Here is a 24,646-nt window from a genome sequence, read left to right on the forward strand (position 1 = left end):
CGTCTGGCTTTCCGCGCAAGACCCGGCGAGGAGCGGGCACCGGCCCGAAAGCCGGTGCCTGCCCAACCGCTCACACCGTCCGCAACCGCCGCCACTCCCACGCGGCCAGCCCGGCGAACAACACCGTCGCCACGCAAGCGACAGCCGTCAACAGCCACTCGGCTTCCCCGCCCCCGCCGTCCGGAGAAGCGCCGGTCGTGCGCTCGATCCAGTCCGGAACCGTCAACGTCAGCACCAGCGCGACGGCGCTGAGCGCGGCGAGCCCGGCCTCGGCCGCGATGCGGAGCTTTTGTGCAGTGTTCATGAGAGCCTCCCTCAGTACTTCGCCGCGTTGAGGCGCGTCCGCCAGGTGTTGCCCGCGCCGGCGTATTCGCCGTAGCTCCACACAGTCCGGGAATCCGACGGGTCCCGGCCGATGCCGAAGTAGTCGCCCCATCTGCCGCCGGTGTAGGCGCTCTGCCCGGCGATCACCGAAGCACTGCCCTGCAAGGTGCCCGGCGGGTCGGTGGCGAGGCGGCCGGTCTGGCGGAAGTGGCCGTACTCGTCCGCGGCGGACCGGCCGAACGCCACGTGGGCGTTGCGGGAGATGTCGGTCTGGATCGCCGGGAAGAAGTAGTGCCTGCCGGGTGCGCCGAACGCGCCCTGTTGCGCGATCGAGTGGCTGGGCACGTCGATTTCGTACCACTGCACCACGGACCGCGCCTCGGAGTCGCCTGGCCAGCTGTACGCGGAGGTGTGCGTGGTCCACAACCGCTGGGTCCGGCCCGCCGCTTGGAAGACCGCGTTGAGCAACCGGGTGTCGTTCGTGGCGATTCTCGTTGTCCCGCCGTCCTTTTGCACCGCGCCGGGCGGCAGGTTGTAGCTGCGGCAGGTGACGGCGGTCGAGGAGAGCAACGGCGCGCCGCCGGACCACAGGCCGAGCGGGTTCGACAGCGTCCAGAGGGTCAGGCTCGCCCCCGACGGGAACAGCGAGTTCACCAGGTAGGCGCGCGGATTCCCGCCCACGCCTTGGAAATGGCAGCACGGCTGCACGGAGAACGCGGCACTGCGGTCCGGGTTCTTCAGGCCCCAGAAGTCCCACCAGCGGATGGTGTGGCCCCCGCCCGCACCGCCGCCGTAGAGCTCCGCCTTGTTGAAGATCCGCAGTTTCGCGTAGGCGAACCCGCCCCCGAAGGCGAATTGGTTGGTGGACACGTAAATCGCCTGGGAGTCGAAGCCCAGCATCGGGAAGTCCGACCAGTTGGCGGTGGCCGTGGAGCCGTTCGAGGTCGCGTCGGTGCTCCAGATCCAGTATCCGCCCGCCGGGTCGCCGGTCTGCGAGACGCCGAGCATGATCCAGGATCCCTGCGGGTTCGCGCGCCGGGCGGCGATGCAGACGATCCACCGGCCGCTGTAGTGGTCGTACGCGAGTTTCGGGTCGAAAAGCTGTGCGCCGGCAGGCAGAACCGGGTTGAACATCGCGGTGAAGTTCGCCCAGCGGAACTGTTGCAGGCCGGTCTTGTCGTAGCCGACCAGGTCGACGTTGACCGCCGCCATCACCTGCTTCGGGCCGACCGCGACCGTGCAGTCCGGCGGGCGGAAGGCGGTTTGCGAAATCCCCTCGAAGCTCGCCGACGCCGCCGGGGCCAGCCCCTCGACGATCTCGTCCTCCGGCGGGTTTTCCTCCGACAGCTCGATCGCCGCTTCCTCGTCGAGCTGCACGCCGAGCGCGTCCTCCGGCGCCAGCGCTTCCGGACTGTGCTCCCGCGCCCCGGTCTTCAGCTGGTCGTATTCCTCGACCGGCACCGGAAACCGCTGCGCGAACAACGGAGACCGGTCCGGCGACGGCGGTTCGGCGAGCAGTTCGCCGACCGTCAGATCCGCCATCTCCCGCGACGCGCCGCCGGCCGTTTCGCCGGCTTGGCCCTCGAGCACCTGTGCTTCAGGCATCACGGTGATCACCCTCTTCCTCCGCGGCCGCGTCGCCGGCCCGTGCCGGGGCGTCGGCCTCCTCCTCCCGATCGCGGTGCCGCCGCGCGGCCGCCTTCAGCCGCTCCATCTCGGCGGCCGGAACCGGCATCCCGATCGGAATCTCGTACCCCGATTCCGGTTCGGCGGGCGCGTTTTCGCCCGCCGGACCGCTTTCCGCTCCCTCGCCGCGTCCCGCACCGGACCGTTCGCTCATCGCTCACCCCCGGGAAATCCGCCGGAAAAGATCGATTCCGGCGGCGTTCACGAAAAAGGTCGCACAACGACCGGGAACAGATACCGGCGCGCCGCAACCTTCAACCGAACGGCGCAGCGGAAATCAATTGCACCATTTTTTCCCCGATTCCCCGGGAAGGCGCATAAAAACCGACCGGAAACGGTTTCGAAGAACCTTTCCAAGCTCCGGGAGCCCGCGGCCCACCCCTGCCCCGTACGCCCGAATGCTGGCGGATCAAGCTGTTTTAGGCCGTTCACCCGCACTTGACCGGGTTGCGCCGCATTCGCTGATCATCTCGCGCGAAAGCCGCTTCGCAACCCCGGATTTACGTCCACCTTGTGCATTTTGTCGCCCGACAAGTTGAGCGCCCGGTTAATTCTTCACTCATTCCTTCGAAGGTAGGTACCGCGATAACCCGGTCTCGGCGGACGCTGGCGCGACCGTGCCCGAGGAGGAGATTTCCATGTCCCGACTTGCCCGTTTCGCCGCGCCTGCCGTCATTCTGGCCGGTTCGCTCGCTTTGGTCGCGCCGGCCGCGCACGCCGACGTCCAGCACTCGCTCGCCGCGAAGTGCTCGCAGTCCTATCTCCCGCTCCCCGACCCGGCCTGCACGCCCGGCGCGACCAACCCGGACGTCACCCAGGACACCATCGACGACACGATCTGCGTCTCCGGCTGGACGGCCACCATCCGCCCGCCGACGAGCTACACCAACAAGCTCAAGAAGCAGGGCATCATCGACTACGGCTACTCCGACACCTCGCTCAGCTCCTACGAGGAGGACCACTTCCTGCCGCTCGAACTGGGCGGCGCGCCGAAGGACCCGAAGAACCTCTGGCCCGAACCGCACGACGGCGACCAGAACTCCTACAGCAAGGATTCCGTCGAGAACGCGGTGAAGAAGGCGGTGTGCGCGGGGAAAGCCACGCTGGCCGACGCGCAGCACGCCATGCTCACGAACTGGACCACCGCGGAATCGGTGCTGGGCATCGACTGATCTGGGGTTTCAGCTTTCCGTGAAGGGCTCCTTGAAGGAATCTGATTCCTTCAAGGAGCCCTTCACGGATCTTTGCCGCTCCGCGACGGGGCAGCTCTCAGTGTTCGGCGGGCCGCGTAAGCATCGCCAGCCGAGGACGTCGCGTCTCCCCCAGCCCCGGCCCCGGCCGATGCGCGCGGCACACCGTGCACACCACGGCGTGGCTGACCGGCGTCCCGTCCTCCTGGACCAGCCTGCCCACGTGCACCGCCTCGCGGCCGCACTGTCCACAGGGGACGGTCGCGCTCTCCGGGTCCACCAGCAGCCTGCTCATCTCGTGCTCCCTCCGTAGGTTCTCCGGTGATGGCGCTCGCCCGCCCGGTTACCCTTCGCCTTCCCGGGCAAACCGGACGCTTCCGCCTTTCCGGTTTGCCCTGGCCAGAAGCGGGTAAGCCGTCGGCCAGGGCGGAAGGGAGCGGGCGATGGCCGTGCACCGGCAGCCGGATCCCCAACGGGCGCCGCGGTCGATGGAACGGGAGTTTCTCGCCACCGACGCGCCGTGGGTGCGCCGCGCGTTCGGCCAGCAGGCATGGCCGCTCCGCCGCGCGTGTCCGGTGGCGTGCTGGGCCCTCACCGCGATCGCCGCCGGGCTCGTGGCCTGCGGGATCGTCTTTCCGCCGGAGGCGCCGCTCGGCTTCGTGCTGGCCGCGGTCGCGGTGTGCGGGCACGTCGCCCGCCAGGAGTGCCTGCGTCCGCCGACCCGCCGGGCTCCCGGTCCGGGGAAAGGATTCCCATGCCGCCCGTCGTAGTCGTGACCAGGGCCAGCGCCGTCGCAGCGCAGGACATCCGGGACGCCGGAGGCACGCCGCTGGAGCTGCCGACGTACGTAGCCGATGTCGCGTTCAGTTCGGTGTTCGCCCGCTTCACTGACGTCAAACCCGAGGAATGCCGCCGGGTCAGCGAGGTAACCTATCTCGGTTTCGGACACGGCACAATCGCCGCCCTCGAACGCATGATCGTCCAGGTCGGTTCGGCGCTCGCGTATCGCGGAATCCCGTTGCAGAGCGCGTACTGCGGGGCCAAAAACACGATTCAAGGCTTCAATGAAGCGCTTCGCTGCGAACTGCCCCACGAGCGCAGCGGAACTCACCTGTTGCGCCGCATCGTGCAGTCCATAAAGGACAGTCGGTTCCGCCAGGCTGCGAAGAAGGTCTGGCGGTGAAACCGTTCCGGAACCGAGCCGACGCAGGCATCCAGCTTGCCGCCGTACTGGCCTGGCGGGATTGGACCGACCCGGTCGTCTTCGGGCTCGCCCGCGGCGGTCTGCCGGTCGCCGCACCGGTGGCCCGGGAACTGGACGCACCGCTGGAACTCCTGGTCGCCCGCAAGATCGGCGCACCGGGACGGCCGGAACTCGGCCTCGGCGCCGTCGCGGCGGACGGGCCGCCGTTCTTCGACCGCGCCGGGCTTCGCGCACTCGGGCTGACGACCGACGACGTCGCCCCTCTCGTCGATCGCGCCCGCACCGAAGCCCGCGACCAGGTCCGCCGTTACCTGGGCGGTCGCGTCCCGCGCTCACCGGCCGGACGCGACGTGGTGGTGGTCGACGACGGCGTGGCCACCGGCGGGACCGCGATCGCCGGGCTGCGGGCCCTTCGCTCGTACGCACCGCTGCGGCTGGTCTTCGCCGCTCCGGTCGGCGCGCCGTCCGCGCTGGACAAGCTGGCTCGCGAGGCGGACGAGGTGGTGTGCCTGCGGGAGCCGGAGGAATTCCGCGCGGTCGGCGAGTTCTATGCGGACTTCAGCCCGACCAGCGACGACGAGGTCCTCGCCTTGGTGCCCAAGTGATCAGCCGAATGCCGACAAGACCCAGAAGACCAGCGCCGCGACCCCCGCCGCGGCCGGGAACGTGAGCACCCACCCCAGCACGATGTCGCGCGCGATCCCCCACCGCACCGCCGAAAGCCGCCGCGTCGCGCCGGCTCCCATTACCGCCGCGGTGATCACGTGCGTGGTCGAAATCGGCGCCTTCACCGCAAAAGCGGTCAGGTACAGCACCGAAGCCCCCACCGATTCCGCGACAAACCCGTGCGGCGGATCGAGCGGGAACACCCGGCGGCCGAGGGTCCGCATGATCCGCAGGCCGCCCGAGCAGGTCCCGAGCGACAGCGCCCCGGCGCACACCAGCGTCACCCACAGGGGCACCGAGAACGTGTTCTGCTTCCCCGCCGCGATCAGCGCCAGGACGAGCACGCCCATGCCCTTCTGCGCGTCCTGCAACCCGTGCCCGAGCGCCAGCGCCGAGGCCGACACGATCTGCAGCCGCCGGAACACCCGTCCGCTGCGATGCGGATTCGCCCGCCGGAGCAACCACAGCACCGCCACCATCGCCGCGTAGCCGAGCACGAGCCCGAGCAGCGGCGAAGCGACCATCGGCAGCAGCACCTTCTCCACGATGCCGGTCCAGTGCACCGTGCTCGCCGCGGCCAGCGCGGCCCCGACCATCCCGCCGATCAGCGAATGCGACGACGAGGACGGCAGCCCGAAATACCAGGTCACCAGGTTCCACGCGATCGCGCCGACCAGCGCGGCGAGCACCACGGTCAGCGCGCCAGGACCGGCCGGGACGTCGATGATTCCTTTCGCGACCGTCGCGGCGATCCCGGTCGACAGCAGCGCTCCGGCCAGGTTCATCACCGCGGCCAGCACGAGCGCGGTGCGCAGCGGGAGCGCCCGCGTCGACACCGCGCTGGCGATGGCGTTGGCCGCGTCGTGGAAACCGTTGGTGTAGTCGAAGAAAATCGTCAGCGCCACGACCGCGACCAGCGCGGCGGTGCCGTCCACTCAGGACTCCTTGACCGCGATCGTCTGCACCACGTCCGCGACGTGTTCGAATCCGTCCGCGGCCAGTTCGAACTGTTCGACGACTTCCTTCGCCTTGAGCACTTCGAGCGCGTCGGCCCCGGGCTGGAAGAGGTCGGCGAGCATCCGCCGGTAGGTGTGGTCCGCCTCGTTCTCGAGCGCGTTGATCTCGATCCAGTACGGCGAGAGCTCGCCGACCTTCGCCAGCCCCGGCATCGCTTCCGCGGTCAGCTCCGCGGCGCGGCACAGCACCCGCAGCATCCCCTTGGTGCCCGGCGGAAACTCCTCGAGCCGGTACAGCACCGCGAGGTCGGCGGCAGTGTCCACAAAGTCCAGGACGTCGTCGATCCGCGCGGCCAGCGCCTGGATGTCCTCGCGGTCGAACGGGGTGACGAACGTGCTGTTCAGCTCGACCATGATGGTGTGCGTCAGGTCGTCGCCGGCGTGTTCGACCTCGTGCAGCCGGGCCGCGATCGCCTCCCGCTCCCCAGGCGGCACCTCGGTGAGGTCGCGCAGCAGCGCGGTGGCGGTGACGAGGTTCGCCGCCGCGTCCGCGAGCAGCTGGAAGAACTGGCTTCCGCGAGGTTTTATGCGCATCGGAAGATCAGTTACCCCGAATGCCCCGCGGTTACACCGGCGCGGTGTGCCGGATGCCCGCATCGGGTACCCAGCGGGCAACCAGGGAGGAAGGAGGGGCAGATACGTCCGGTCTGGCAGGGTTCGCTGTCGTTCGGCCTGGTGAACGTCCCGGTGCGGATGTACAAGGCGGTCGAGGACCACGCGGTGCACTTCACGCAGTTCCAGCGCGGGACCCGGGACCGCATCCGCTACCGGCGGGTCAACGAGCGGACCGGCGACGAGGTGGCCTACGACGACATCGTGCGCGGCCGGGAGGTCGACGACGACGAGTACGTGCTGGTCGAGCCGGAGGAACTGGACGAGATCGCGCCGGGCCGGTCGCGCTCGCTCGAGGTGGAGAGCTTCGTGGACCTCGCCGAGGTCGACCCGGTGTACTTCGACCGCGCCTACTGGCTCGCGCCCGCCAAGGAAGAGGCACAGCGCCCGTACGTGCTGCTGCTCGACGCGCTCGCCCGCCGGGACAAGGCCGCCGTCGCGAAGTTCGTCTTCCACGGCCGCGAACACCTCGCGCTCGCCCGCGCGGGCGACGGCGTGATCGTGCTCAACACGCTGCATTACGCCGCCGAGATGCGCAGCGCGGACGACGTGCCGCAGCTGCCCGCCAAGGCCAAGACCAATCAGAAGGAGCTGGACCTCGCGGTCAAGCTGATCGACGCGATGTCCGGGCCGTGGCAGCCCGAGGAGTTCCACGACACCTACCGCGAGCGGGTGGAGGAGCTGATCGAGGCGAAGAAGGCCGGGAACACCGTGACGCCCGCCGCCGAGCCGGAGCAGCCGACGAAGGTGGTCGACCTGATGGAGGCGCTGGCCAAGAGCGTGCGCGGCAGCCGTCGGCCGCGTACTCCGGATCTGTCGGAGCTGTCCAAGACGGAGCTGCAGAAGCTGGCGAAGGAGCGCGACGTCAAGGGGCGCTCGAAGATGTCGCGCGCTGATTTGGAGGCTGCGCTGAAGGCGTCGTAGGGGTCAGTGCAACGCCCGCGCCAGCTGCGGAATTCGCCCGCCAGCAAGCAGCACGTCGACCTGGCGCGGCGACAGCTGATGCCTCGCCTGGTACTCCTCGCCCCGCGTCTGATTCCGCACGGTGAACTCCGCCGTCTCCGCCAGCCGATGCAGCCCGGACACGCACAGCACGTCGTCTCGCTGGATCTTCTCGCCGTCCTCCGGCTCGGCGAATTCCAGCGGCAGCACCCCGAAGTTGACCAGGTTCTGCCAGTGAATCCGCGCGAACGACCGAGCCAAAACCACGCGCAGGCCCAGGTACCGGGCGGTGATCGCGGCGTGCTCCCGCGACGAGCCCTGTCCGTAGTTCTCCCCCGCCACCACGAAATGCTCCGGGCTGTCGGCCGCGCGCTTCGGGTAGTCCTCGTCAATCCGGGTGAACGTGAACTCGGACAGCTTGGGGATGTTCGAGCGGTACGGCAGCGCGCGTGCGCCAGCGGGCGAGATCTCGTCGGTCGACACGTCGTCTCCGGCCTTCAGCAGGACCGGGCCCTCGATCTCGTCCGGCAGCGGCTCAAAGTCCGGCAGCCCGGCGACGTTCGGCCCCTTCACCAGCTCCTCCCGCAGTGCCTCGGCCTCGGGCAGCGGGGCGGTGAAGACGCGCGGGTCAGCGGCCGAACGGGCTGGTCCGGAGACCCGCGGGTGGGCGAGGTGGTGGACAGTGGCGTAGTCGCGCGGATCGGTCAGCACGCCGGTCAGCGCCGACACCGCGGCGGTTTCCGGCGAGCACAGCCAGACCGAATCGTCCGAGGCGCCGGACCGGCCGGGGAAGTTCCGCGGGAACGTGCGCAGCGAGTTCGTGCCGGGCGCGGGCGCCTGGCCCATCCCGATGCAGCCGAGGCAGCCCGCCTGGTGCACCCGGGCCCCGGCCGCGACGAGGTCGGTGAGGTGCCCGCTGCGGGCCAGTTCGACGAGGATCTGCCGCGAGGTCGGGTTGACGTCGAAGCTGACCGAATCGGCCGTCTGCCTGCCCCGGACGGTGGCCGCGGCGACGGCGAAGTCCCGGAACCCGGGGTTGGCCGACGAACCGATCACCACCTGCCCCACCGGAGTCCCCGACACCTCCCGCACCGGAACCACGTTGCCGGGCGAAGACGGCTTGGCCACCAGCGGCTCCACAGTGGACAGATCGATCTCGTCCTCGATGTCGTAGGAAGCGTCACGTCCGGCGCGCAGGTCCTGGAAGTCGTGTTCGCGACCCTCCGCCCGCAGGAACGCGCGGATCGCCTCGTCGGCCGGGAACACCGTCGCGGTCGCGCCCAGCTCGGCGCCCATGTTCGCGATCACGTGCCGGTCCATCGCGCTCAGGCAGGCCAGCCCCGGCCCGTGGTACTCGATGATCCGGTGCCGCCCGCCGCTCACGCCGTGCCGCCGGAGCATCTCCAGCACGATGTCCTTAGCGGACACCCACGGCGGCAGCTCGTTGTCCAGCCGGACGCCCCAGATCTCCGGCATCCGCAGGTAGAGCGGCTCCCCGGCGATGGCCAGCGCCACCTCGAGGCCGCCGACACCCACCGCGAGCATGCCCAGCGCACCGGCCGCGCAGGTGTGCGAATCGGACCCGGCGAGGCTCTTGCCGGGGACGCCGAACCGCTCCATGTGCGTCGGATGCGAAACCCCGTTGCCCGCTTTGGAGAACCACAGCCCGAACCGGCGGCAGGCCGAGCGCAGGTAAGCGTGGTCCTCGGCGTTCTTCTCGTCCGCCTGCAGCAGGTTGTGATCGACGTACTGGACGCTCAGCCCGGTCCGCGCGCGGTCGAGCCCGAGCGCCTCGAGCTCCTGCATCACGAGCGTGCCCGTGGCGTCCTGAGTCAGCGTTTGATCGACCCGCAGGCCGATCTCGGTCCCGGGTTCGAGCCGGCCGGCGACCAGGTGCTCGGCCAGCAGCCGCCCGGCGAGAGTCTGTTCGCGTCCCACCCTCGGGCGAGTACCCGTTTCCGGCGCGGCGAACCGCGATGTTTCCGCTTCGCGGGCGCGGGCAATCCGGGGATCAAGAACGGCGGAAGGAGACTGGGATGCCGCAGCAGGCTTGGAGTTCGAAACGCGAACGGCAGTACCAGCACATCGAGGAGTCGCAAGAGGAGCGCGGCGCGAGCGAGAAGCGCGCCAAGGAGATCGCCGCCCGCACGGTGAACAAGAACCGGGCGCAGTCGGGCGAATCGGACCGCGCGAGCAAGACCTCGGTGCGCGACAAATCGCCGCAGCAGCGCGGCGGGCACCGCTCCGGCAAGCGGCTCGGGCCCGGCGGCCCGACGCGCGACCAGCTCTACAACGAGGCGAAGCAGCGCAATATCCACGGCCGGTCCACGATGACGAAGAAGGAACTGGCGAAGGCGCTGGGCCGGGGCTGACTCCACCGCGATGAACCAGCGCCCGATCCTCGGCGACCTGCACACCTCGGCGTTGGTATCGCGGGAAGAGACGATCGAGTGGCTTGTGCCTGCCGCGGTTCGACTCCCCCGCGTGCTTCGCCGCGCTGCTGCACGAAGAGCGCGCGGGGTGTGGGAGCTCGCGGACGGCGGACCGGCGACCCGCCGCGGTTACGTCGGCGATTCCCTCGTCCTGGCCAGCGAATGGGAGTCGGCCGAGGGTGCCGTCCGCGTGCTCGACTTCACGCCGCCGCGCGACGGGCGGCGGATGTCATCCGAATCGTGGAAGGCTCCGCGGCCGGGTCTGGACTTGTCTGCGGCGGCCTCGACCTCAGCGGCGGCCGGGTCGCCCCGTCGATGTCCACTGCCGGACACGGGCTGCGCCTGCACGCCGACGCCGCCGCCGAGTACGCGGTCGAGGAGGGCCGATGAGCACCGCCGAACCGCTCGCCACCGGATTCCCTCAAGGAGCCCTTCACGGACCGGACCGCAGCTATCCGCCCGGGACCGTCTCGCCGCCCAGAGCGGCCAGCACCTCACCGCTGTAGTACGACGACAGCCGGTTCGACGCGAGGAACACGTACGACGGCGCGAGATCGTCCGGATGCGCCGCCCGCTGGAACGGTGCCTGCAGACCGAACTTCTCCACCTTCTCCGGCGGGAACGTCGACGGGATCAGCGGTGTCCACACCGGACCCGGCGCGACGCAGTTCACCCGGATACCCCGGTCGGCCAGCGCCTGCGCCATCGCGTACGTCCAGGAGTGGATCGCGCCCTTCGTCGCCGAGTAGTCGATGAGGGTTTTGTTGCCGCGCAAGCCGTTCACCGAACCGGTGTTGATGATGACGTCGCCGTCGCCGAGATGCGGCAACGCGGCGGCGGTCACCCGGAAGTAGCTGTGCAGATTCACGTCGAACGTGTGCATCCATTGCTCTTCGGTCAGGTCCTCGGGACTTTCGACCGGCCATTGCGTCGCCGCGTTGTTGACCAGGATGTCCAGACCGTCCAATTCGGACAGCGTGTGCTCGACGATGTCCCGGCACTGGCTCGCCTCGGCGAGATCACCGGGCAGCAGCAAGCATTCCCGCCCTTCGGCGCGCACCCGATCGGCCGTGTACTCGGCGTCTTCGTGCTCGTTGAGGTACGAGATCGCGACGTCCGCGCCTTCTTTCGCGAAGGCGATCGCGACCGCGCGGCCGATGCCGGAGTCGCCGCCGGTGATCAGCGCGCGTTGTCCGGCGAGCAGGCCGCGGCCCTCGTAGTCGGTCATCGAATCGCGCGGCTGCGGGTCCATTTCCGCGGTAGTGCCCGGCGGGTCCTGCTGCTGCGGCGGTCGGATGCGTTCTGCCATGCGGGAGTCCTCCCCGGAAGGTCGGTGCCGTCGCGGTCCGGCTACCCGCTCCGGAGCACTTCAATCACACGAACGGCCGCGCAACCGTTCCCCTGCGACGGTTGCGCGGCCCCTCGCCCCCTGGCCCGCTCCGCGGATGCGCGGCGGTTACCCCGCTCCGCGACCAGCAAACCCGGGGCGATCGGTAATCGTGCGACATCGCCTCGGCCAGCACGCCGGTCTCCGGATCGGGCATGGCGCGGGCGACGTCCGCCTGCCCTGAACCGTACGCTCCGCAAGGCGTACGCCAAGCTGGAATCGGCCCGTTTCGCCGTCCCCAGGCCGGGTACGCCTCGAGCAGGAAGGAGGAAGAACCGTGCTGGAGGAAATGAACCGGACTCCCTCGCGGGAGAAGTCCACCGCGGACCTCGCGGCCGATCTGACCACTTCCCTCAAACGCCTGCTCCAAGACGAATTCCGCCTGGCGCTGGCCGAACTGCAGACGAAGGGCAGGCGCTTCGGCATCGGGGCCGGCCTCGTCGGGTTCGCCGGGATCCTGGCGCTCTTCGGCGGCGCGACGCTGATCGCCGCGGCGGTGCTCGGCCTCGCGCTCGTGCTGCCCGGCTGGCTCGCCGCGGTGCTCGTCGGGGCCGCGCTGCTGCTGGTCGCGGGGCTCGCCGCGCTGGTCGGCGGCAAGGAGGCGAGCCGCGCTGGCGGGCCGGTGCCGGAGGAATCCGTGGACAGGGTGCGCGAGGACGTCGAGACGATGAAGCAGGTGCGGTCATGACGGAACGCAAGGTGGAAGAGGCCCGTGCGGACCGGGACGTCACCCGCGAGGAACTGGCCGAAACGCTGGACGCGCTGGGGCACAAGCTGGACGTCCGGACGCGCGCCGGCGAAAAGGTCGACGAGACGATCGACCGGGCGGCCGAACAGGTGGAGAAGACCGTCTCGGCCCCGGCCGCGGAGAAGGTCCGCGCCGGTGCGGAGGCCGTCCGGAACAACCCGCTCCCGCTGTTCGCGGCGGCCTTCGGCGGCGTGTTCGTGCTGCGGTTCCTGATCCGCCGCCGGCACGCGCACCGGAAGCAGGGCGGCGCATGCTGACCGACCGGGAACAGCGTGCCCTGAACGAAATCGAGCGCGATTTGCGCGTGACGGATCCGCGGCTCGGCGCGAAGCTGGACCGCGGATCCGGCCGTCTCCACCCGCACCGCCGCCGCTCCGCGCTGGAGATCCTGGCGACGATCACCAGCGTCGTGCTGATCGCGACCGGCGCGTTCGACTCGCGGCCGGGCATGATCGTGGCGGGGGTCGTCGGCCTCGCGGTGCTCCTGGGCGGGCCGTTCGCGGTGCGGCACTGGAAAGCCGGCTCTCGCACCGACCCGCCGGGCGTTCGCTAGATCACTGTCAGGAAACCGTCAACGACCGCCCCGCGAGCGCGTCCCGGGGGCCAGCCTGACCGGGTGACCGCAACTCTGTCCCGCCCGGAAACGCCGCGAACCGCCGACCGGCACCGGCTTTCCGTCGTCGGCGGCCTCGCCGCGCTGTCCCTCGACGCGATGGCGTCGGTCGCCTACGGGCCCGAGGCGATCGTGCTCGTCCTGGCCGTGGCCGGCGGAACGGGACTCGGCTTCACGCTGCCCGTCACGCTCGCGATCGCCGTCCTGCTCGCCGTGCTGACCCTCTCGTATCGGCAGGTCATCGCCGCGTTCCCGGACGGCGGCGGGGCCTACGGCGTCAGCCGCACCCACCTCGGCCGCCGCGCTTCGCTGGTCGCAGCGGCGTCGCTGATCGTCGACTACGTGCTGAACGTCGCGGTGTCCGTCGCCGCCGGGGTCGCCGCGCTGACGTCGGCGTTTCCCGAGTTGCTGCCGTACAAGCTGTGGCTCTGTCTCGGCGTGCTCGTGCTGATCACCGGCATCAACCTCCGCGGCATCGCCGAGAGCGCGCGGGCGTTCATCGTGCCGACCGCGGTGTTCGTCGGCTCGATCCTCACGGTCGTCGTAGTCGGTCTCTTCCGCAGCACTCCGGCCGCGAGCGTCGCCAGCGGGCACCTCCCTAGCCTTCAGACGGTCGGAATCCTGTTGCTGCTCAAGGCTTTCGCCAACGGCTGTGCCGCGCTGACCGGCGTCGAGGCGATCGCCAACGCGGTCCCGTCCTTCCGCAAACCACGCGTGCGCCGGGCGCAGCGAGCGGAGGTCGCACTCGGCGGGCTGCTCGCGGTGATGCTGCTCGGGATCGCCGTGCTGATCGGGAAGTTCTCAATCCACCCGGTCGACGGCGTGACCGTGCTGTCGCAGGTGACCGCCGCGTCGCTTGGGAACGGTTTCGGTTACTACGTAGTGCAATTCTCCACCGTGGTCCTGCTGGCACTGGCCGCGAACACTTCTTTCGGCGGGCTCCCGGTGCTGGCGCAGCTACTCGCGAAACACAACAACCTGCCGCACGTTTTCGCCTTGCGCGCCGAGCGCCAGGTATACCGCTACGGCGTCGGTTTCCTCGCCATCGCTTCGGCTTTGCTGCTGATTCTCGCGAATGGCGACATGAACACCCTGGTACCGCTGTTCGCGATCGGCGTGTTCGTCGGTTTCACGCTTTCGCAGATCGGAATGGTGCGGCATTGGTTCGGCGCCCGCCCGCGCGGCTGGCGGGGAAAGGCCGCGCTCAACGGTTTCGGCGCGCTGCTCACCGGACTCGCCGCGATCGTCGTCACCGCGACGAAGTTCGGCGAAGGCGGCTGGCTGATCGTGGTCGCGCTGCCGGTGCTCGTGCTGCTGATGGAATGGGTCCACCGCAATTACCGCCGCATCGGCGACCGTCTCGAACTCGGGCGCATCCCTCCCCCGCCGCGGCCCAACCGGTCGCTGGTGGTCGTCCCAGTCCACACGGTGTCCCGGCTGACCCGCGACGCGCTCGCCGCCGCGCTGTCGCTCGGCGAGCACGTCGAGGCCGTGTACGTGACACATCCCGAGGAGGAGGAGTCCGCGCGCGAGTTCGTCGAAGCGTGGGACCGCTGGCATCCGGACGTCACGCTGGTCCAGCTGCACGACGAACGCCGCCGCCTCGGCGAGCCGATCGCGGAACACCTCCGCCGGTACGCCGGATGCCACGTTTTCGTCCTGGTCGCCGAGGTCGAGCCGGAGCATTGCTGGCAGCGAGTCCTGCAGAACCGCCGCGGCGCGGTGCTGGCCCGGGTGCTGCGCCGCCGCTCGGAGGCAGTCGTCTGCCGGATGCGGTTCCGGGTCAAGGCCTAGCCCATTTCGTCCCGTTTTCCGGAATGCCCGTTTTCCCGGACCCGGCGGCGCGTTGCCCGATAGTACTTTCGGCCGATGTCCGCAGGGCGAAAACCCGCCGAAAGGCGTGGGCCATCCCGGGGGACTTTCCCTCGCCCCGGTTCCGGCGCCCAAGATCGTCTTAGGGTTGGGCGTATTCGTGATCTTGGAACCGGAATGAGGGGCCCATGCGGAAACGGACCAGAATTCTCGGCAGAACGCTCGCGGCGGCAGGCACCCTCGCGGCGCTGACGGTCGCCACGGCCGTCCCGGCGATCGCGGCGCCGCAGGCGAAAGCGGCCGAGCCGACCTCGGTCGAGCAGGACATCGCGCAGCTGTACCAGGACGTCGAAGACCTCTACAACGGGCTGCCCGCGAACGCGCTGCGCGGCGTCGACCCGCTGTTCGACTCGCCGGTGAAGCGGCCGGGCCAGCAGGCGCACGCCGCGCAGGGCCCGATCCCGGGCTGCACCGAGGGATCGCTGCTGACGTATGCGAACAAGCTCGCTTCCACGCTGACCCCGACCGAGGGCCAGGCGCTCAGCGCGCTGAGCGCGATCAGCCAGCTCTACACGCAGGCCGTCGCCAGCGACAAGACCCCGCAGGTCTTCGGCACCGACGGCCAGTACACGCCGCGCGCGGGCTCGACGATCGACAAGCTGCGCGGGTTCTGGGACATCGAGAGCTGGAACATCCAGCTGGTCGCTTGGAAGGGCACCGACCTGGGCAGCCAGGACCGCACGACGCAGACGTTCAAGCTCGGCCTCGACCCGAAGCGGGCCGCCGCGGCGGGCGCGCTCGCGACCAAGGTGCTCTACGAGGTCCCGGCCCTGCAGGGCGGCCGCAACCCGCTGCTGACCCTGAACGCGTTCTCCGCCCCGGCCGACAGCCTCGGCGGCAAGCGCGTCATGCTCGGCGACGGCCTGCTCGACGTGGTCAACCACCTCGGCTTCGACGACGTGTCGGTGGAAGCGGTCGTCGGCCACGAGTACGGCCACCAGGTCGACTTCGCGCACAACAACTACCCGCGCAACGAATCCTCCGAAATGGGCCCGGACGCGTACGGCGGCTACTTCGTCGCGCACGCCAAGGGCGAGGCGTGGAACGCCCGCGCCCAGCAGGAGGTCAGCTACCTCGACGCCTCCATCGGCGACTGCTTCCACAGCCACGGCACCCCCGACCAGCGCAAGGCCGCCGGCGCGTGGGGCGAGAAGCAGGCCGTGAGCCAGAACAACCCGAACCGGATCATCCCGTCCGCGACGATGATCGAAAAGTTCCAGAAGGAATACCCGAAGCTGATGCCGCCCGCCACGGCGGCACTGGCCTCGGCGCACTGATTCTCTTGAGGTGAAGGCCCCGTCTCCGTTTCTGGGAGACGGGGCCTTTCACGTGCTCAGGTGGCGATGGTGGCCAACGGGTCCAGGCCATAGGTGCGGGCGTAGCCGTTCTCGGTGCCGACGAGCAGGTCGACGACCTCGAAATACCGGTCCCAGAAAGGAGTTTCCCGCAACGCGTCGATCAACAGCTGGTAGGCGTCGTGGTCGTCGGCCTCCCAGACCCAGACGTCGGTGACGCGCGCGGAGTAGAACTCGGTGTCGTAGAAGCGCGACCGGACGCCCGTGGTTTTCGCCTCGATCGCCGGGACGACCTGGGTGGCGAAGGCTTCGGCCCGTTCCTGCGGGGTCAGAGCGAGCCATTCCGGCGTGGTCTTGACGAGCAGGAAGGCGGTGACCGGTGTTTCCATTGCTGTTCCTTGGAGGTCAGGCTTCGAAGGCAGGCTTGAGGATTTCGGCGCACCACTGTTCGAAAGTGGTCGGAGACGCGGTTTCCGCAGTGCGCGTGACACCGGCGTCGAGGCCGTTGTCCTTGGCGTGCTTCATATCCGCGATGCCGTGGACGAAGGTTTCGTTCAGCCCGTAGCCGATGAGCGTGCCGCGCAGGTCGTCCAGGGACTCGCGCTCGTAGCGGACCGGACGGCCCAGCTGCTCGGTCATGATCCGGGCGACATCGTTGGGGGACAAGTCTTCCGGCCCCAGAACCGGGACGTCGGCGAACCCGGTCCAGGACCGGTCCCGCAACAGCCGAGCGGCGACCGCGGCGATGTCCGCGACGGCGACGAGCGGAGCCTTGCGATCCGGGTCCAGTACGTCGGCGTAGACGCCCTTCTCCCGGATCGAGTCGACCTCCTCCAGCAGATTCTCGAAGAAGGACGGGTTGGCGAGCGCCCGATACGCGACCCCGGTCCCCGCGATGAGCTCGTCCGTCGCGAGCGACGCGGTGACGAGCCCCGCCTGATCGGCGACCGCCGTGCCGCGCCCGAGCGCCGAAACCCCGACGACATGCCCGACCCCGTGCGCGGCGAACGCCTTCGCCGCCGGGCCGGTAAAGCCGCTCCACCCGTCCGCCGGAGTCCGCGACGAATCCGGCGGGACGACCCAGAAGACGGCGTCCGCACCCGCGAAAGCCCGGTCGACCACGTCAGCGTCGCCGTGCGAACCGACGACGACCTCGACCCGTTCGCGCACCGAGTCCGGCAGCCGCGCGGGATCGCGGACGATCACCCGCAGGTCCTCGCCCGCGTCGAACAGCAGGCTCAGCACGCGGCTGCCGATGTTTCCGGTAGGGGCAGTGATGACGATCATGAAAACCTCGTGAATTAGGACCGATGAGTACGCCCTCGATCTTGCTGAGCACGGCCGTCATGCCACAATGGGAACTTCGGCACGCAATCCTTGCCTGAACTGGAATGACCCTGGTGAACAGCCTGAACCCGGCGATCGACGCCAACCTCGCCGTCGCTTTGGACGCCTTGCTGACCGAGCAGAGCGTCACCCGCGCCGCCGCGCGCCTGCACACCTCGCCGGCCGCGATGAGCCGCACGCTCGCCCGGTTGCGGCGCATCCTGCAAGACCCGCTGCTGGTCCGGGCCGGGCAAACCATGGTCCCCACTCCGCGCGCCCAGTCCCTGCGCGAGGAGGCCGCCGCCGTGGTGCACAGCCTGGGCGCGCTGCTCAGCCCCGGCACCGTCGTCGACCCCGCGACCCTGCGCTCCACCTTCACGATCCAAGCCGCCGACCTCGTCGGCGCGGCTCTGGCTGTCGGCCTCCTTCGGCTCACGCGAGAGGAAGCCCCCGGCATCTCCCTGCGAGTTCGAGCCGAGGAATGGGAAGCCGGTTCGGCCCTCCGAGACGGACGGCTCGACCTCGAAGTCGGCTCCATCGACCACGTCGACCCCGAAACGCAAGTAGAAGAACTGCTCACCCTGCGCATGGTCGCCGCCGTCCGCCCCGGCCACCCCCTCGCTTCGGCCCCCTTGACCCCGACCCGGCTCGCTGCCGCCGACCACGTCGCGGTCAGCCGCCGCGGCCGGTTCACCGGCCCCCTCGACGCCGCGCTGGCCGAGCACGACCTCCGCCGCCGCGTCGTGATCGCCCTGCCGAGCCACCTGGCCGCGATGACGCTCGCCGCACGCAGCGACGTCGTCTGCCTGATCCCCGCGGCACTCCCCGGCGAACCCCCGTCGCCGCTCACCGCCGACGCCACCGCACTCGGCCTGCGACTTCTCGACATCCCAGTTCCGTTGCCCCCCTTGACGATCGGCATGGCGTGGCACCCGCGCCAATCCGCCGACGGGGCACACCGCTGGCTCCGCGACGCGGTACGGCGGACGCTTCGCGCGCCTTGCTAGCCCAAGTCCGTGAGGGATTCTGATTCCCCCACGGCTGTTGTCTCGGCTCGCGCTGCGGGTGCGGGACGTCTGTGCTGTTTCGACTGATCTGAGGGACGTCTTCCTTCAGACCTGACGCTTGCCCCGGTGTGCGGACCTGCCGTTGCCCGGCAGTTCGTCCACTGTGCTCATCCGCTCAGTCCCCGCCGCACCGATGCGGCGGTTAATGCCCTTCACTTTTTCTATTGACCTTCACCGACACTGAGCTATAGGGTTTCACCACAGTTAATGGCATTAACACCACTCGGCAAGAGGAGCAGACCCATGCGCAGCACCGACCCGACCCCCTCGCGAACCCTTCGCCGCCGCAGCCTGCGGACTGCCTTGCTCACAGTCCCGCTGACCGCCGCCATCCTCGGAGCCGCACCTGCTCAAGCCGCCACCCCTGGCCCCGCTTCGCTGACCTGCCAAGGCAAAGGCGTTGACCAAGGCGCGAAAGCCCGTCACCGGGCCGAAATCCTCATCCACGCGCCGCTGCACACGATCTGGGACCTGCAGACCGACGTGGAAGCCTGGACGTCCTGGCAGAAACCCGCCGCCCCGATGACCGTGCGGCGTCTGGATCCTGGCCCGCTGCGCAAGCATTCGCGGTTCCAGGCGACCGTCGACGTGCCCACGACTCCCCCGAGCACAGTGGTCATCAGCTCCACCGTCCAGCAACTCCAGCGCGGCAAGTGCCTCCGCTGGACCGGTCCCGCCGACAGCGCCGGGTACCACATCGACGGCGTCCACGTCTGGACCTTCGCCCCCGTCCGCGGCGGCATCCTCGTCCGCACCGAGGAAAGCCACTCCGGCGCCCAAGCCGACCCGTCCTCCGACATGGGCCTCGAAACCTGGCTCGCCGACCTCAAAACCGCCGCCGAAACCAGCACCTGCGACGGGCCACGCCAGCACTGAGCCGCCGTGGGCGCACGGCTCGAGACCGCGGCCCGGCGTCCGACCGGCCTGGCGGCGGGCTGGGCAGACACCACCGACCGGCGGCCCGCCCGCAGCGCCACCGCCGGTCGGCACAGTCCCGAGCAGAACGCCCTCCGCCTGATCCACACCCAGACGACGACCAAGTCGCCCCAGCAGCTCACACCGCACCCGGGCAACGGCCAACTCATCCCAGCGGATCACTCCGCATCCAAACCACAATCAAGCCACCCCAGCAGCCCACACCGCAGCCAGACGACAGCCAACTCACCCCAGCGGATCACTCCCGCACCCAAGCCACAACCAAGCCACCCCAGCGGGTCACTCCGCATCCAGGCGATAGCCAAACAACCCCAGCAGCCCACACCGCAGCCAGACGACAACCAAGCCACCCGCCAGATCACTCCGCGTCCAGCACCGACCGCAACGTCCGCAGCAGCGGCGCGGCCTCGGCGCCGAACATCTCCGCGTCCACCCGCTCCACCGCGGTCACCGCCTGGCCTGCCAGGTCGCGGCCCTTTTCGGTCAGCCGCACCAGTTTCGCGCGCGTGTCGCCGGAGTCGACCGTCCGCGTCACCAGTCCGGCCGTCTCCAGCCGGGCGATCACCTGGGACGTCATCTTGATGTCGGTGCCCGCCCGCGCGGCCAGTTCCTGCTGCCGCGGCGGCGCGCCGTGCGTTTCCATCCACCAGCAGCACGCGAGCAGCACGAACTGGACGTGCGTGAGACCCAGCGGTTCGAGCGTCTGCCGGATCCGCCGCTGCCACGCCAAAGTCACGTGCCACAGCAGGAAACCCGGACTGTCCCCCGGGCCCGCGAACCGCGTCATCGCGCGGACCGCTCCGCGCTCGCCAGCAAATCGCTCATGGCGACCGGGAAGTCCTCGCTGATCTGCGGCCCGAGTTCCGGCCCCGCCTCCCCCTCGATCTCCAGGCGATGCGTGACGCGCGTGCCGCCGTCCGCGAGCGGGGCCAGCGTGTGCCGGAACCGCAGCACGACCTCGCCGAAGCGCGTTTCGTCCTCGTAGACCTTGTTCTCGGTCAACTCCGTGATGCGCGAACGGAACGTGTCCTGCCCCTGCGGGGTGACCGACAGCTCGGTCCCCTTCTCGAACGGTCCGTGCAGTTCGAACCGGTCGCTGCGCTCGCTCAGCGGCGTTCCGCTGTGCAGGACCCGCAACGCCGCCCACACCGCGTCCGGGCTCGCCGAGGTTTCCGCGCTGTAGTCAGTGGTCCACATGAGCTGTCCTCCCAGTTAGTCTGCGCAGAGATTATCTGCGCGCAGACTAACTGGCAAGCCCGGCACCAGGCCGGACAACGCATCACTCCGGCCAAGCGCTCCCCTTGATCATCTCCACGAAGTCCGTCCGCTCGAACCCCGGATCGAAATAGGCGAGCACGTCGTCGTTCATGGTGCCGAACGTCGTCTCCGGACGGTCGGCCATCCCGTCCCGGAACGCGCGCAGGATGCGGTTCTTGAAGTCCGGCCGAGGATGCGCCGCGACGACCTCCGCGCGATGGTCGCCGTCGATCTCGGCCAGGCCGAGGCCGAGCACGTCGGTTTCCACGCCCAGCGTCACCACCGCCACCTCCGGGGCCAACCGCAGCGGGACTTCCGGCGTCGTGTGCAGGGCGATCGCGAGCCAGACGTTCCGGGCGTCTTCCTCCGAACGGCCGTGGTCGAGGAGGAACATCCGGGCGGCCTCGGCGCCGTCGAGTTCGAAGCGGCGGTCGGAGGTCGCGTACCCGTCGGTGAGCCCCAGGTCGTGGAACAGCCCGCCGACGTACGCGAGTCCCGGATCCACCGTCAGCCCGCGCGCCGCAGCTTTCAGCGAACCCCACAGGAACACGCGCCGCGAATGGTGGAACAACGTCTCGTCGGCGACGTCGCGCACCAGCGCCGTCGCCTCGCGCACCAGCGCGGTATCCGGAATCTCGATCCCGGCGATCACTTCGGGCACCACAGACCTCCTCGGGAAATGGGGCTTAGCCCGAGTCTCGCCCGGCGAAGTCCGCGTTCCCACTGCGAAAACCGACCACGTGCCCACAGATCCGGACAGGGGTCAGGAGACCGTGGTCTCGAAGCGGGCACGGTACTGGCTCGGCGAAATCCCCAGGCGCGCCACGAAGACGCGCCGCATCGTCTCGGAGCTGCCGAATCCGGAGGCACGGGCGGTTTCCGCGACCCCGTGCCCCGCGCCGAGGAGGGATTTCGCGTGGTCCAGCCGCACTTGCTCGACATACTTCGCCGGCGTCGTGTCCAGTTCGCTCGCGAACAGCCGCGCGAGATGCCGGGCGCTGACGCCTGCCCGCGATGCCATCGCGGACGCGCTGTGGTCGAGCGCGGGCTGCGCCGAAACCAGGTCGGTCACCTCACGCAACGTCGGCGTGCTCGGCCGCGGCATCCGCAACGGCGCGGAGAACTGCGACTGGCCGCCCGGCCGTTGCATGAACATCACGAGACCGCGCGCGACGGTGCGCGCGAGATCGGGGCCGTGGTCCTGTTCGACCAGAGCGAGCGCCAGGTCGATGCCCGCGGACACTCCCGCCGAGGTGAAAATATCGCCGTCCCGCACGAAAAGCGCGTCGGGAAGCACTTCGACGTCCGGGTGCGCGCGAGCGAGCCGGGCCGCGTGCCGCCAATGCGTGGTGGCGCGCCGTCCGGACAGCACACCCGCCGCGGCCAGCGCGAAGGAACCGGTGCAGATCGACACCAGCGACCAGCACGCGGCGCGATCTCCCGGATCGCGGCGACCAGATCGGCCGGCACGCCGTGCTCCACCAGCCCGTCCCCGCCGGCCACCACAACGACATCCGGATCCGGCGTCTCGGCGACCGGCCCGTCCACCGGCAGCCGGACGCCCACCGACGTCGCCACCGGCGCTCCGGACGGCGACCGGTAGCTGATCGAGTACCCGGCCCCGGCCAGATTCGCCTCGGCGAACACCTCGGCGGGCCCGGTCACGTCGAGCATCTTCACGCCGTCGAACACGACGAAAACCACGCTCGCGCCCATGATCCGACCTCCGCGGCCCAGCATGGCAGACCGTCAGGCGGACGCGAACCGGAGCACCGCCGCGTCGTACTGGGCGCGAGCGAACCGGAACGGCCCGAACCCGCGGTAATCCCGCTCCGGACGACGCGGCTGCCCGAAAGAATCCCAGACGACATCGTCCTCGGTCACGGTAATGCGCGCCAGCAGCGGCCAGCAGCCCTCGCTCCCGCACGAACAGGCAAGGAGCAGGCTTTTGCCCTCCTCCGCGGCGAGGCCGTGGAAGTGATCGGTCTTCGTGCCGCGGAAGCAGTCCTGGGGCAGACCGCCGTAAGCATCCCCGGCCGGGGACATGCCTTCGGCGAGTTCGAACCGGTCGATCAGTTCGGTCAGCGCGACGTCGTCGACGTACGGCACCGCGACCGGACCGCCCAGTTCGCCGGGCGGATGGAACTCGAAACGAAGCGTGGCCACCGCCCGGATTATCCCCGCACCTCACGCCGGGGTTTCGTCGACCTCCCTGCGCTCAGCCAAGATCTCGGTCACCCGCTCGCTGGGCAGCGCGCTCCGCAGCGCCAGCGCCATCACGATCGCGGTCAGCACCAGCGACGCCACCGCGCCCAGCGAAAAGTCCAGGACGCCGAGGTTCCCGGCATGGCTGGACGCCTCCGGATACGTGCCGAGGTAGCTGATCACCGCGAGCCCGGCGAACCACACCAGCACCCACCAGCCGTGCCGGAAGTCCGTGCGCGGGGTGCGCTTCGAGAAAGTCTGGTTCGCCGCCAGCAAGAGGTACCCGAACACGATCACCACGAACAGCTTCCAGTTCGTGTCCCAGCCGGTCCAGTAGATGATCAGGTTGGTGGAGAACAGCGCCAGGAACGCGACGGTCCCGGTCGTGCCGCGGCCGAGCCGGAACGGGCGGTCGTGGCCGGGCAGTTGCTTGCGCATCGCGAGCAGCACCAGCGGCCCGGAGCCGAACGACAGCACCGTGCTGTTCGTGACGAACGAAACCAGCTGGCTCCACCCGGGGAACGGCAGGAAGAAGAAGCAGCCGACGGCGAACGCCAGGATCAGGCTGACCCACGGCACGCCCGCGGAGTTCACCTTCGACAGCCCGGACGGCGCGTTCCCGTTGCGCCCCATGGCATACGAGATGCGCGCGGTGACGCCGGTGTAGATCAGCCCGGTGTCGCCGGGCGAGATGATCGCGTCAGCGTACAGCAGCGCGGCGAGCCAGCCGATGCCGAGCACGGTCGAGATCGCGGCGAGCGGGCCGAACGTGGCCAGCACGTCGCCGCCCGCGGTGAAGTTCGCGCCGACGTGTTCCCAGCCCTGTTTGGCGATCGCGTCCGACGGGACCGCGCCGATGAACGCGATCTGCAGCAGCACGTACAGGATCCCGGTGAGCACCACCGAACCGATGAGCGTCAGCGGCACGTTGCGTTTCGGGTTGGCCGTCTCCCCCGCCAGCTCGACGCCTTGCCGGAACCCGAAGAACGAGAACGCGATCCCGGCGCTCGCGACCGCGGAGAAGATCCCGTGCGTCCCGTACGGGGCGAACCCGCCGAATCCCGCGAAATGATCCGTGTGGAAAGCGGTCGCCAGGAACACGACGATCACCAGCGCGATGACCGCGAGTTTCCACCACACGAGCACATTGTTGATCCGGGAGAACCAGCGCACGCCGAAGAAATTCACCAGCACGAAGAACGCCAGCAGCGCGACCGAGATCCCGGTGCCCGCCGGGGTGAGCACGGCGTTGCGGTCCGCGTCGAGCCTTTCCAGCCAGGGCACGTAGTTCGTGGCGTACTGGACGACCGCGAGCACCTCGATCGGCGAGACCGCGGCCGCCGCGATCCAGGTGACCCAGCCCATCGAGAAGCTCGCGAACGATCCGAACGAATAGTGCGGGTACCGCGCGACGCCGCCCGAATGCGGGAACATCGTGCCCAATTCCGCGTAGGTCATCCCGATCAGGACGAACATGACCGCGCCGATCACCCACGACACGATCGCCGCGGGCCCGGCGAGCTGCGCCGCCTTGAGCGCGCCGAAGAGCCACCCGGACCCGATGATCGACCCCACCGCGGTGAACAGCAGCCCGATCGGGCCGAAATGCTTCTTGAGCCGTTTGTCGTCCCCCGCCACGGCCGCCGGGGCCCGCTGTTCGGTCGTTCCGGCTTTGTCCACGGCGCGGCCTCCTGCCGGGTCGGCGGTCCGCTTCCACTGTCCTCCCGCGGCGGCGCGCGCAGAATAAGCGGACATAAGATTGTTACCTTGTGCACCGGTTCGGCGCAGGGCCGCGATCCTGCTCGGTTTGCCGTTGCGGCACAACGGTATTCGCGAGTTATGTCCGGCATTGCCGGTTTCGCGCGCCG

Annotated in this window: 30 protein-coding genes and 1 pseudogene; 14 read left to right on the top strand and 17 right to left on the bottom strand. The window is 69.6% G+C overall.

Annotated features, from left to right (window positions below; genetic code table 11):
• Positions 1-70 precede the first annotated feature (70 nt).
• Genes ABZX37_RS31305 through ABZX37_RS31315 form a run of 3 tightly spaced genes read right to left on the bottom strand, consistent with a single transcriptional unit; the run spans position 71 to position 2,164 of the window.
• On the bottom strand, positions 71-304 hold the full coding sequence (locus ABZX37_RS31305; protein WP_354745618.1) for a hypothetical protein: 234 nt from the start codon (positions 302-304) through the stop codon (positions 71-73).
• An 11-nt stretch (positions 305-315) separates the two neighbouring features.
• Positions 316-1,929, bottom strand: a complete 1,614-nt coding sequence (locus ABZX37_RS31310; protein ID WP_354745620.1) for a hypothetical protein — start codon at positions 1,927-1,929, stop codon at positions 316-318.
• On the bottom strand, positions 1,922-2,164 hold the full coding sequence (locus ABZX37_RS31315; protein ID WP_354745622.1) for a hypothetical protein: 243 nt from the start codon (positions 2,162-2,164) through the stop codon (positions 1,922-1,924). The genes ABZX37_RS31310 and ABZX37_RS31315 overlap by 8 nt, the downstream gene beginning before the upstream one ends.
• Before the next feature lie 484 nt (positions 2,165-2,648).
• Between ABZX37_RS31315 and ABZX37_RS31320 the strand changes: the two genes are divergently transcribed.
• Positions 2,649-3,182 (top strand): hypothetical protein, encoded by a 534-nt coding sequence (locus ABZX37_RS31320; protein WP_354745624.1) that lies wholly within the window; start codon positions 2,649-2,651, stop codon positions 3,180-3,182.
• 97 nt (positions 3,183-3,279) lie between these two features.
• On the opposite strand, the gene ABZX37_RS31325 is transcribed toward ABZX37_RS31320, so the two are convergent.
• Entirely contained in the window at positions 3,280-3,495 is a 216-nt protein-coding gene (locus tag ABZX37_RS31325) for a hypothetical protein (protein WP_354745626.1), read from the bottom strand.
• 148 nt (positions 3,496-3,643) lie between these two features.
• Here ABZX37_RS31325 and ABZX37_RS31330 point away from each other — a divergent pair, with 148 nt between their 5' ends.
• Genes ABZX37_RS31330 through ABZX37_RS31340 form a run of 3 tightly spaced genes read left to right on the top strand, consistent with a single transcriptional unit; the run spans position 3,644 to position 5,009 of the window.
• Positions 3,644-3,970, top strand: coding sequence for a DUF3040 domain-containing protein (locus ABZX37_RS31330; protein WP_354745628.1), 327 nt, complete (start codon positions 3,644-3,646; stop codon positions 3,968-3,970).
• A complete protein-coding gene (locus tag ABZX37_RS31335) occupies positions 3,955-4,383 on the top strand; it encodes a hypothetical protein (protein ID WP_354745630.1) in 429 nt (142 codons plus the stop codon). The genes ABZX37_RS31330 and ABZX37_RS31335 overlap by 16 nt, the downstream gene beginning before the upstream one ends.
• Positions 4,380-5,009, top strand: a complete 630-nt coding sequence (locus ABZX37_RS31340; protein ID WP_354745632.1) for a phosphoribosyltransferase family protein — start codon at positions 4,380-4,382, stop codon at positions 5,007-5,009. The genes ABZX37_RS31335 and ABZX37_RS31340 overlap by 4 nt, the downstream gene beginning before the upstream one ends.
• Here the strand turns inward: ABZX37_RS31340 and ABZX37_RS31345 are convergent, their stop codons facing one another.
• Positions 5,010-6,005, bottom strand: coding sequence for an inorganic phosphate transporter (locus ABZX37_RS31345; RefSeq protein ID WP_354745634.1), 996 nt, complete (start codon positions 6,003-6,005; stop codon positions 5,010-5,012).
• Positions 6,006-6,620: a DUF47 family protein gene (locus ABZX37_RS31350; RefSeq protein WP_354745636.1), complete on the bottom strand. Its 615-nt coding sequence runs from the start codon at positions 6,618-6,620 to the stop codon at positions 6,006-6,008.
• A gap of 102 nt (positions 6,621-6,722) precedes the next feature.
• Between ABZX37_RS31350 and ABZX37_RS31355 the strand changes: the two genes are divergently transcribed.
• Entirely contained in the window at positions 6,723-7,622 is a 900-nt protein-coding gene (locus ABZX37_RS31355; protein WP_354745781.1) for a Ku protein, read from the top strand.
• A gap of 3 nt (positions 7,623-7,625) precedes the next feature.
• On the opposite strand, the gene ABZX37_RS31360 is transcribed toward ABZX37_RS31355, so the two are convergent.
• Positions 7,626-9,578 carry an aconitate hydratase gene (locus tag ABZX37_RS31360; protein ID WP_354745638.1) on the bottom strand — a complete coding sequence of 651 codons (1,953 nt, stop codon included), beginning with the start codon at positions 9,576-9,578 and terminating at the stop codon, positions 7,626-7,628.
• 98 nt (positions 9,579-9,676) lie between these two features.
• On the opposite strand from ABZX37_RS31360, the gene ABZX37_RS31365 reads away from it, so the two are divergent.
• Positions 9,677-10,012 (top strand): plasmid stabilization protein, encoded by a 336-nt coding sequence (locus ABZX37_RS31365; protein WP_354745640.1) that lies wholly within the window; start codon positions 9,677-9,679, stop codon positions 10,010-10,012.
• A gap of 300 nt (positions 10,013-10,312) precedes the next feature.
• Complete coding sequence (locus tag ABZX37_RS31370; RefSeq protein WP_354745642.1) at positions 10,313-10,462, top strand: hypothetical protein; 150 nt, start codon at positions 10,313-10,315, stop codon at positions 10,460-10,462.
• Between the two features lie 61 nt (positions 10,463-10,523).
• Here the strand turns inward: ABZX37_RS31370 and ABZX37_RS31375 are convergent, their stop codons facing one another.
• A complete protein-coding gene (locus ABZX37_RS31375) occupies positions 10,524-11,381 on the bottom strand; it encodes an SDR family oxidoreductase (RefSeq protein WP_354745644.1) in 858 nt (285 codons plus the stop codon).
• A 355-nt stretch (positions 11,382-11,736) separates the two neighbouring features.
• On the opposite strand from ABZX37_RS31375, the gene ABZX37_RS31380 reads away from it, so the two are divergent.
• The 5 genes from ABZX37_RS31380 (at position 11,737) to ABZX37_RS31400 (ending at position 15,969) form a co-directional block, all read left to right on the top strand.
• Positions 11,737-12,147 (top strand): phage holin family protein, encoded by a 411-nt coding sequence (locus ABZX37_RS31380; RefSeq protein WP_354745646.1) that lies wholly within the window; start codon positions 11,737-11,739, stop codon positions 12,145-12,147.
• Positions 12,144-12,464, top strand: a complete 321-nt coding sequence (locus ABZX37_RS31385) for a DUF3618 domain-containing protein (RefSeq protein ID WP_354745648.1) — start codon at positions 12,144-12,146, stop codon at positions 12,462-12,464. The genes ABZX37_RS31380 and ABZX37_RS31385 overlap by 4 nt, the downstream gene beginning before the upstream one ends.
• Complete coding sequence (locus ABZX37_RS31390) at positions 12,458-12,760, top strand: DUF3040 domain-containing protein (protein WP_354745650.1); 303 nt, start codon at positions 12,458-12,460, stop codon at positions 12,758-12,760. Before ABZX37_RS31385 ends, ABZX37_RS31390 begins: the two co-directional genes overlap by 7 nt.
• 63 nt (positions 12,761-12,823) lie before the next feature.
• Positions 12,824-14,614, top strand: a complete 1,791-nt coding sequence (locus ABZX37_RS31395) for an APC family permease (RefSeq protein WP_354745652.1) — start codon at positions 12,824-12,826, stop codon at positions 14,612-14,614.
• A 206-nt stretch (positions 14,615-14,820) separates the two neighbouring features.
• Positions 14,821-15,969 (top strand): hypothetical protein, encoded by a 1,149-nt coding sequence (locus tag ABZX37_RS31400; RefSeq protein ID WP_354745654.1) that lies wholly within the window; start codon positions 14,821-14,823, stop codon positions 15,967-15,969.
• 56 nt (positions 15,970-16,025) lie between these two features.
• Here the strand turns inward: ABZX37_RS31400 and ABZX37_RS31405 are convergent, their stop codons facing one another.
• Both ABZX37_RS31405 and ABZX37_RS31410 read right to left on the bottom strand, forming a co-directional pair.
• Positions 16,026-16,376 (bottom strand): darcynin family protein, encoded by a 351-nt coding sequence (locus ABZX37_RS31405; protein WP_354745656.1) that lies wholly within the window; start codon positions 16,374-16,376, stop codon positions 16,026-16,028.
• A gap of 16 nt (positions 16,377-16,392) precedes the next feature.
• Positions 16,393-17,274: an NAD(P)H-binding protein gene (locus tag ABZX37_RS31410; RefSeq protein WP_354745658.1), complete on the bottom strand. Its 882-nt coding sequence runs from the start codon at positions 17,272-17,274 to the stop codon at positions 16,393-16,395.
• 104 nt (positions 17,275-17,378) lie between these two features.
• Between ABZX37_RS31410 and ABZX37_RS31415 the strand changes: the two genes are divergently transcribed.
• Both ABZX37_RS31415 and ABZX37_RS31420 read left to right on the top strand, forming a co-directional pair.
• Positions 17,379-18,320 (top strand): LysR family transcriptional regulator, encoded by a 942-nt coding sequence (locus ABZX37_RS31415; RefSeq protein WP_354745660.1) that lies wholly within the window; start codon positions 17,379-17,381, stop codon positions 18,318-18,320.
• A 303-nt stretch (positions 18,321-18,623) separates the two neighbouring features.
• Positions 18,624-19,256 (top strand): SRPBCC family protein, encoded by a 633-nt coding sequence (locus tag ABZX37_RS31420; RefSeq protein WP_354745662.1) that lies wholly within the window; start codon positions 18,624-18,626, stop codon positions 19,254-19,256.
• Between the two features lie 418 nt (positions 19,257-19,674).
• On the opposite strand, the gene ABZX37_RS31425 is transcribed toward ABZX37_RS31420, so the two are convergent.
• The 7 genes and pseudogenes from ABZX37_RS31425 to ABZX37_RS31455 all read right to left on the bottom strand — a co-directional run bounded on the left by ABZX37_RS31425 (position 19,675) and on the right by ABZX37_RS31455 (position 24,533).
• Positions 19,675-20,103 carry a MarR family transcriptional regulator gene (locus tag ABZX37_RS31425; protein WP_354745664.1) on the bottom strand — a complete coding sequence of 143 codons (429 nt, stop codon included), beginning with the start codon at positions 20,101-20,103 and terminating at the stop codon, positions 19,675-19,677.
• Positions 20,100-20,513: an SRPBCC family protein gene (locus ABZX37_RS31430; RefSeq protein ID WP_354745666.1), complete on the bottom strand. Its 414-nt coding sequence runs from the start codon at positions 20,511-20,513 to the stop codon at positions 20,100-20,102. The genes ABZX37_RS31425 and ABZX37_RS31430 overlap by 4 nt, the downstream gene beginning before the upstream one ends.
• Positions 20,514-20,595: 82 nt before the next feature.
• Positions 20,596-21,234, bottom strand: coding sequence for an HD domain-containing protein (locus ABZX37_RS31435; RefSeq protein ID WP_354745668.1), 639 nt, complete (start codon positions 21,232-21,234; stop codon positions 20,596-20,598).
• Between the two features lie 102 nt (positions 21,235-21,336).
• A complete protein-coding gene (locus ABZX37_RS31440; RefSeq protein ID WP_354745670.1) occupies positions 21,337-21,987 on the bottom strand; it encodes a helix-turn-helix domain-containing protein in 651 nt (216 codons plus the stop codon).
• Positions 21,988-22,070: 83 nt separating this feature from the next.
• Positions 22,071-22,313: pseudogene (locus tag ABZX37_RS31445) on the bottom strand (DJ-1/PfpI family protein); the annotation flags it as partial.
• Positions 22,314-22,322: 9 nt separating this feature from the next.
• A complete protein-coding gene (locus tag ABZX37_RS31450; protein ID WP_354745672.1) occupies positions 22,323-22,739 on the bottom strand; it encodes a hypothetical protein in 417 nt (138 codons plus the stop codon).
• A gap of 21 nt (positions 22,740-22,760) precedes the next feature.
• A complete protein-coding gene (locus ABZX37_RS31455; RefSeq protein WP_354745674.1) occupies positions 22,761-24,533 on the bottom strand; it encodes an APC family permease in 1,773 nt (590 codons plus the stop codon).
• Between the last annotated feature and the right edge of the window lie 113 nt (positions 24,534-24,646).

The sequence above is a fragment of the Amycolatopsis sp. NPDC004079 genome (assembly GCF_040610415.1).
Lineage (GTDB): Bacteria > Actinomycetota > Actinomycetes > Mycobacteriales > Pseudonocardiaceae > Amycolatopsis > Amycolatopsis halotolerans.

Coding starts and splice junctions, on each gene's coding strand:
- ABZX37_RS31305 (WP_354745618.1), bottom strand. CDS start 304: ATGAACACTGCACAAAAGCTCCGCATCGCGGCCGAGGCCGGGCTCGCC.
- ABZX37_RS31310 (WP_354745620.1), bottom strand. CDS start 1,929: ATGCCTGAAGCACAGGTGCTCGAGGGCCAAGCCGGCGAAACGGCCGGC.
- ABZX37_RS31315 (WP_354745622.1), bottom strand. CDS start 2,164: ATGAGCGAACGGTCCGGTGCGGGACGCGGCGAGGGAGCGGAAAGCGGT.
- ABZX37_RS31320 (WP_354745624.1), top strand. CDS start 2,649: ATGTCCCGACTTGCCCGTTTCGCCGCGCCTGCCGTCATTCTGGCCGGT.
- ABZX37_RS31325 (WP_354745626.1), bottom strand. CDS start 3,495: ATGAGCAGGCTGCTGGTGGACCCGGAGAGCGCGACCGTCCCCTGTGGA.
- ABZX37_RS31330 (WP_354745628.1), top strand. CDS start 3,644: ATGGCCGTGCACCGGCAGCCGGATCCCCAACGGGCGCCGCGGTCGATG.
- ABZX37_RS31335 (WP_354745630.1), top strand. CDS start 3,955: ATGCCGCCCGTCGTAGTCGTGACCAGGGCCAGCGCCGTCGCAGCGCAG.
- ABZX37_RS31350 (WP_354745636.1), bottom strand. CDS start 6,620: ATGCGCATAAAACCTCGCGGAAGCCAGTTCTTCCAGCTGCTCGCGGAC.
- ABZX37_RS31365 (WP_354745640.1), top strand. CDS start 9,677: ATGCCGCAGCAGGCTTGGAGTTCGAAACGCGAACGGCAGTACCAGCAC.
- ABZX37_RS31375 (WP_354745644.1), bottom strand. CDS start 11,381: ATGGCAGAACGCATCCGACCGCCGCAGCAGCAGGACCCGCCGGGCACT.
- ABZX37_RS31385 (WP_354745648.1), top strand. CDS start 12,144: ATGACGGAACGCAAGGTGGAAGAGGCCCGTGCGGACCGGGACGTCACC.
- ABZX37_RS31390 (WP_354745650.1), top strand. CDS start 12,458: ATGCTGACCGACCGGGAACAGCGTGCCCTGAACGAAATCGAGCGCGAT.
- ABZX37_RS31400 (WP_354745654.1), top strand. CDS start 14,821: ATGCGGAAACGGACCAGAATTCTCGGCAGAACGCTCGCGGCGGCAGGC.
- ABZX37_RS31405 (WP_354745656.1), bottom strand. CDS start 16,376: ATGGAAACACCGGTCACCGCCTTCCTGCTCGTCAAGACCACGCCGGAA.
- ABZX37_RS31410 (WP_354745658.1), bottom strand. CDS start 17,274: ATGATCGTCATCACTGCCCCTACCGGAAACATCGGCAGCCGCGTGCTG.
- ABZX37_RS31415 (WP_354745660.1), top strand. CDS start 17,379: ATGACCCTGGTGAACAGCCTGAACCCGGCGATCGACGCCAACCTCGCC.
- ABZX37_RS31420 (WP_354745662.1), top strand. CDS start 18,624: ATGCGCAGCACCGACCCGACCCCCTCGCGAACCCTTCGCCGCCGCAGC.
- ABZX37_RS31425 (WP_354745664.1), bottom strand. CDS start 20,103: ATGACGCGGTTCGCGGGCCCGGGGGACAGTCCGGGTTTCCTGCTGTGG.
- ABZX37_RS31430 (WP_354745666.1), bottom strand. CDS start 20,513: ATGTGGACCACTGACTACAGCGCGGAAACCTCGGCGAGCCCGGACGCG.
- ABZX37_RS31455 (WP_354745674.1), bottom strand. CDS start 24,533: ATGTCCGCTTATTCTGCGCGCGCCGCCGCGGGAGGACAGTGGAAGCGG.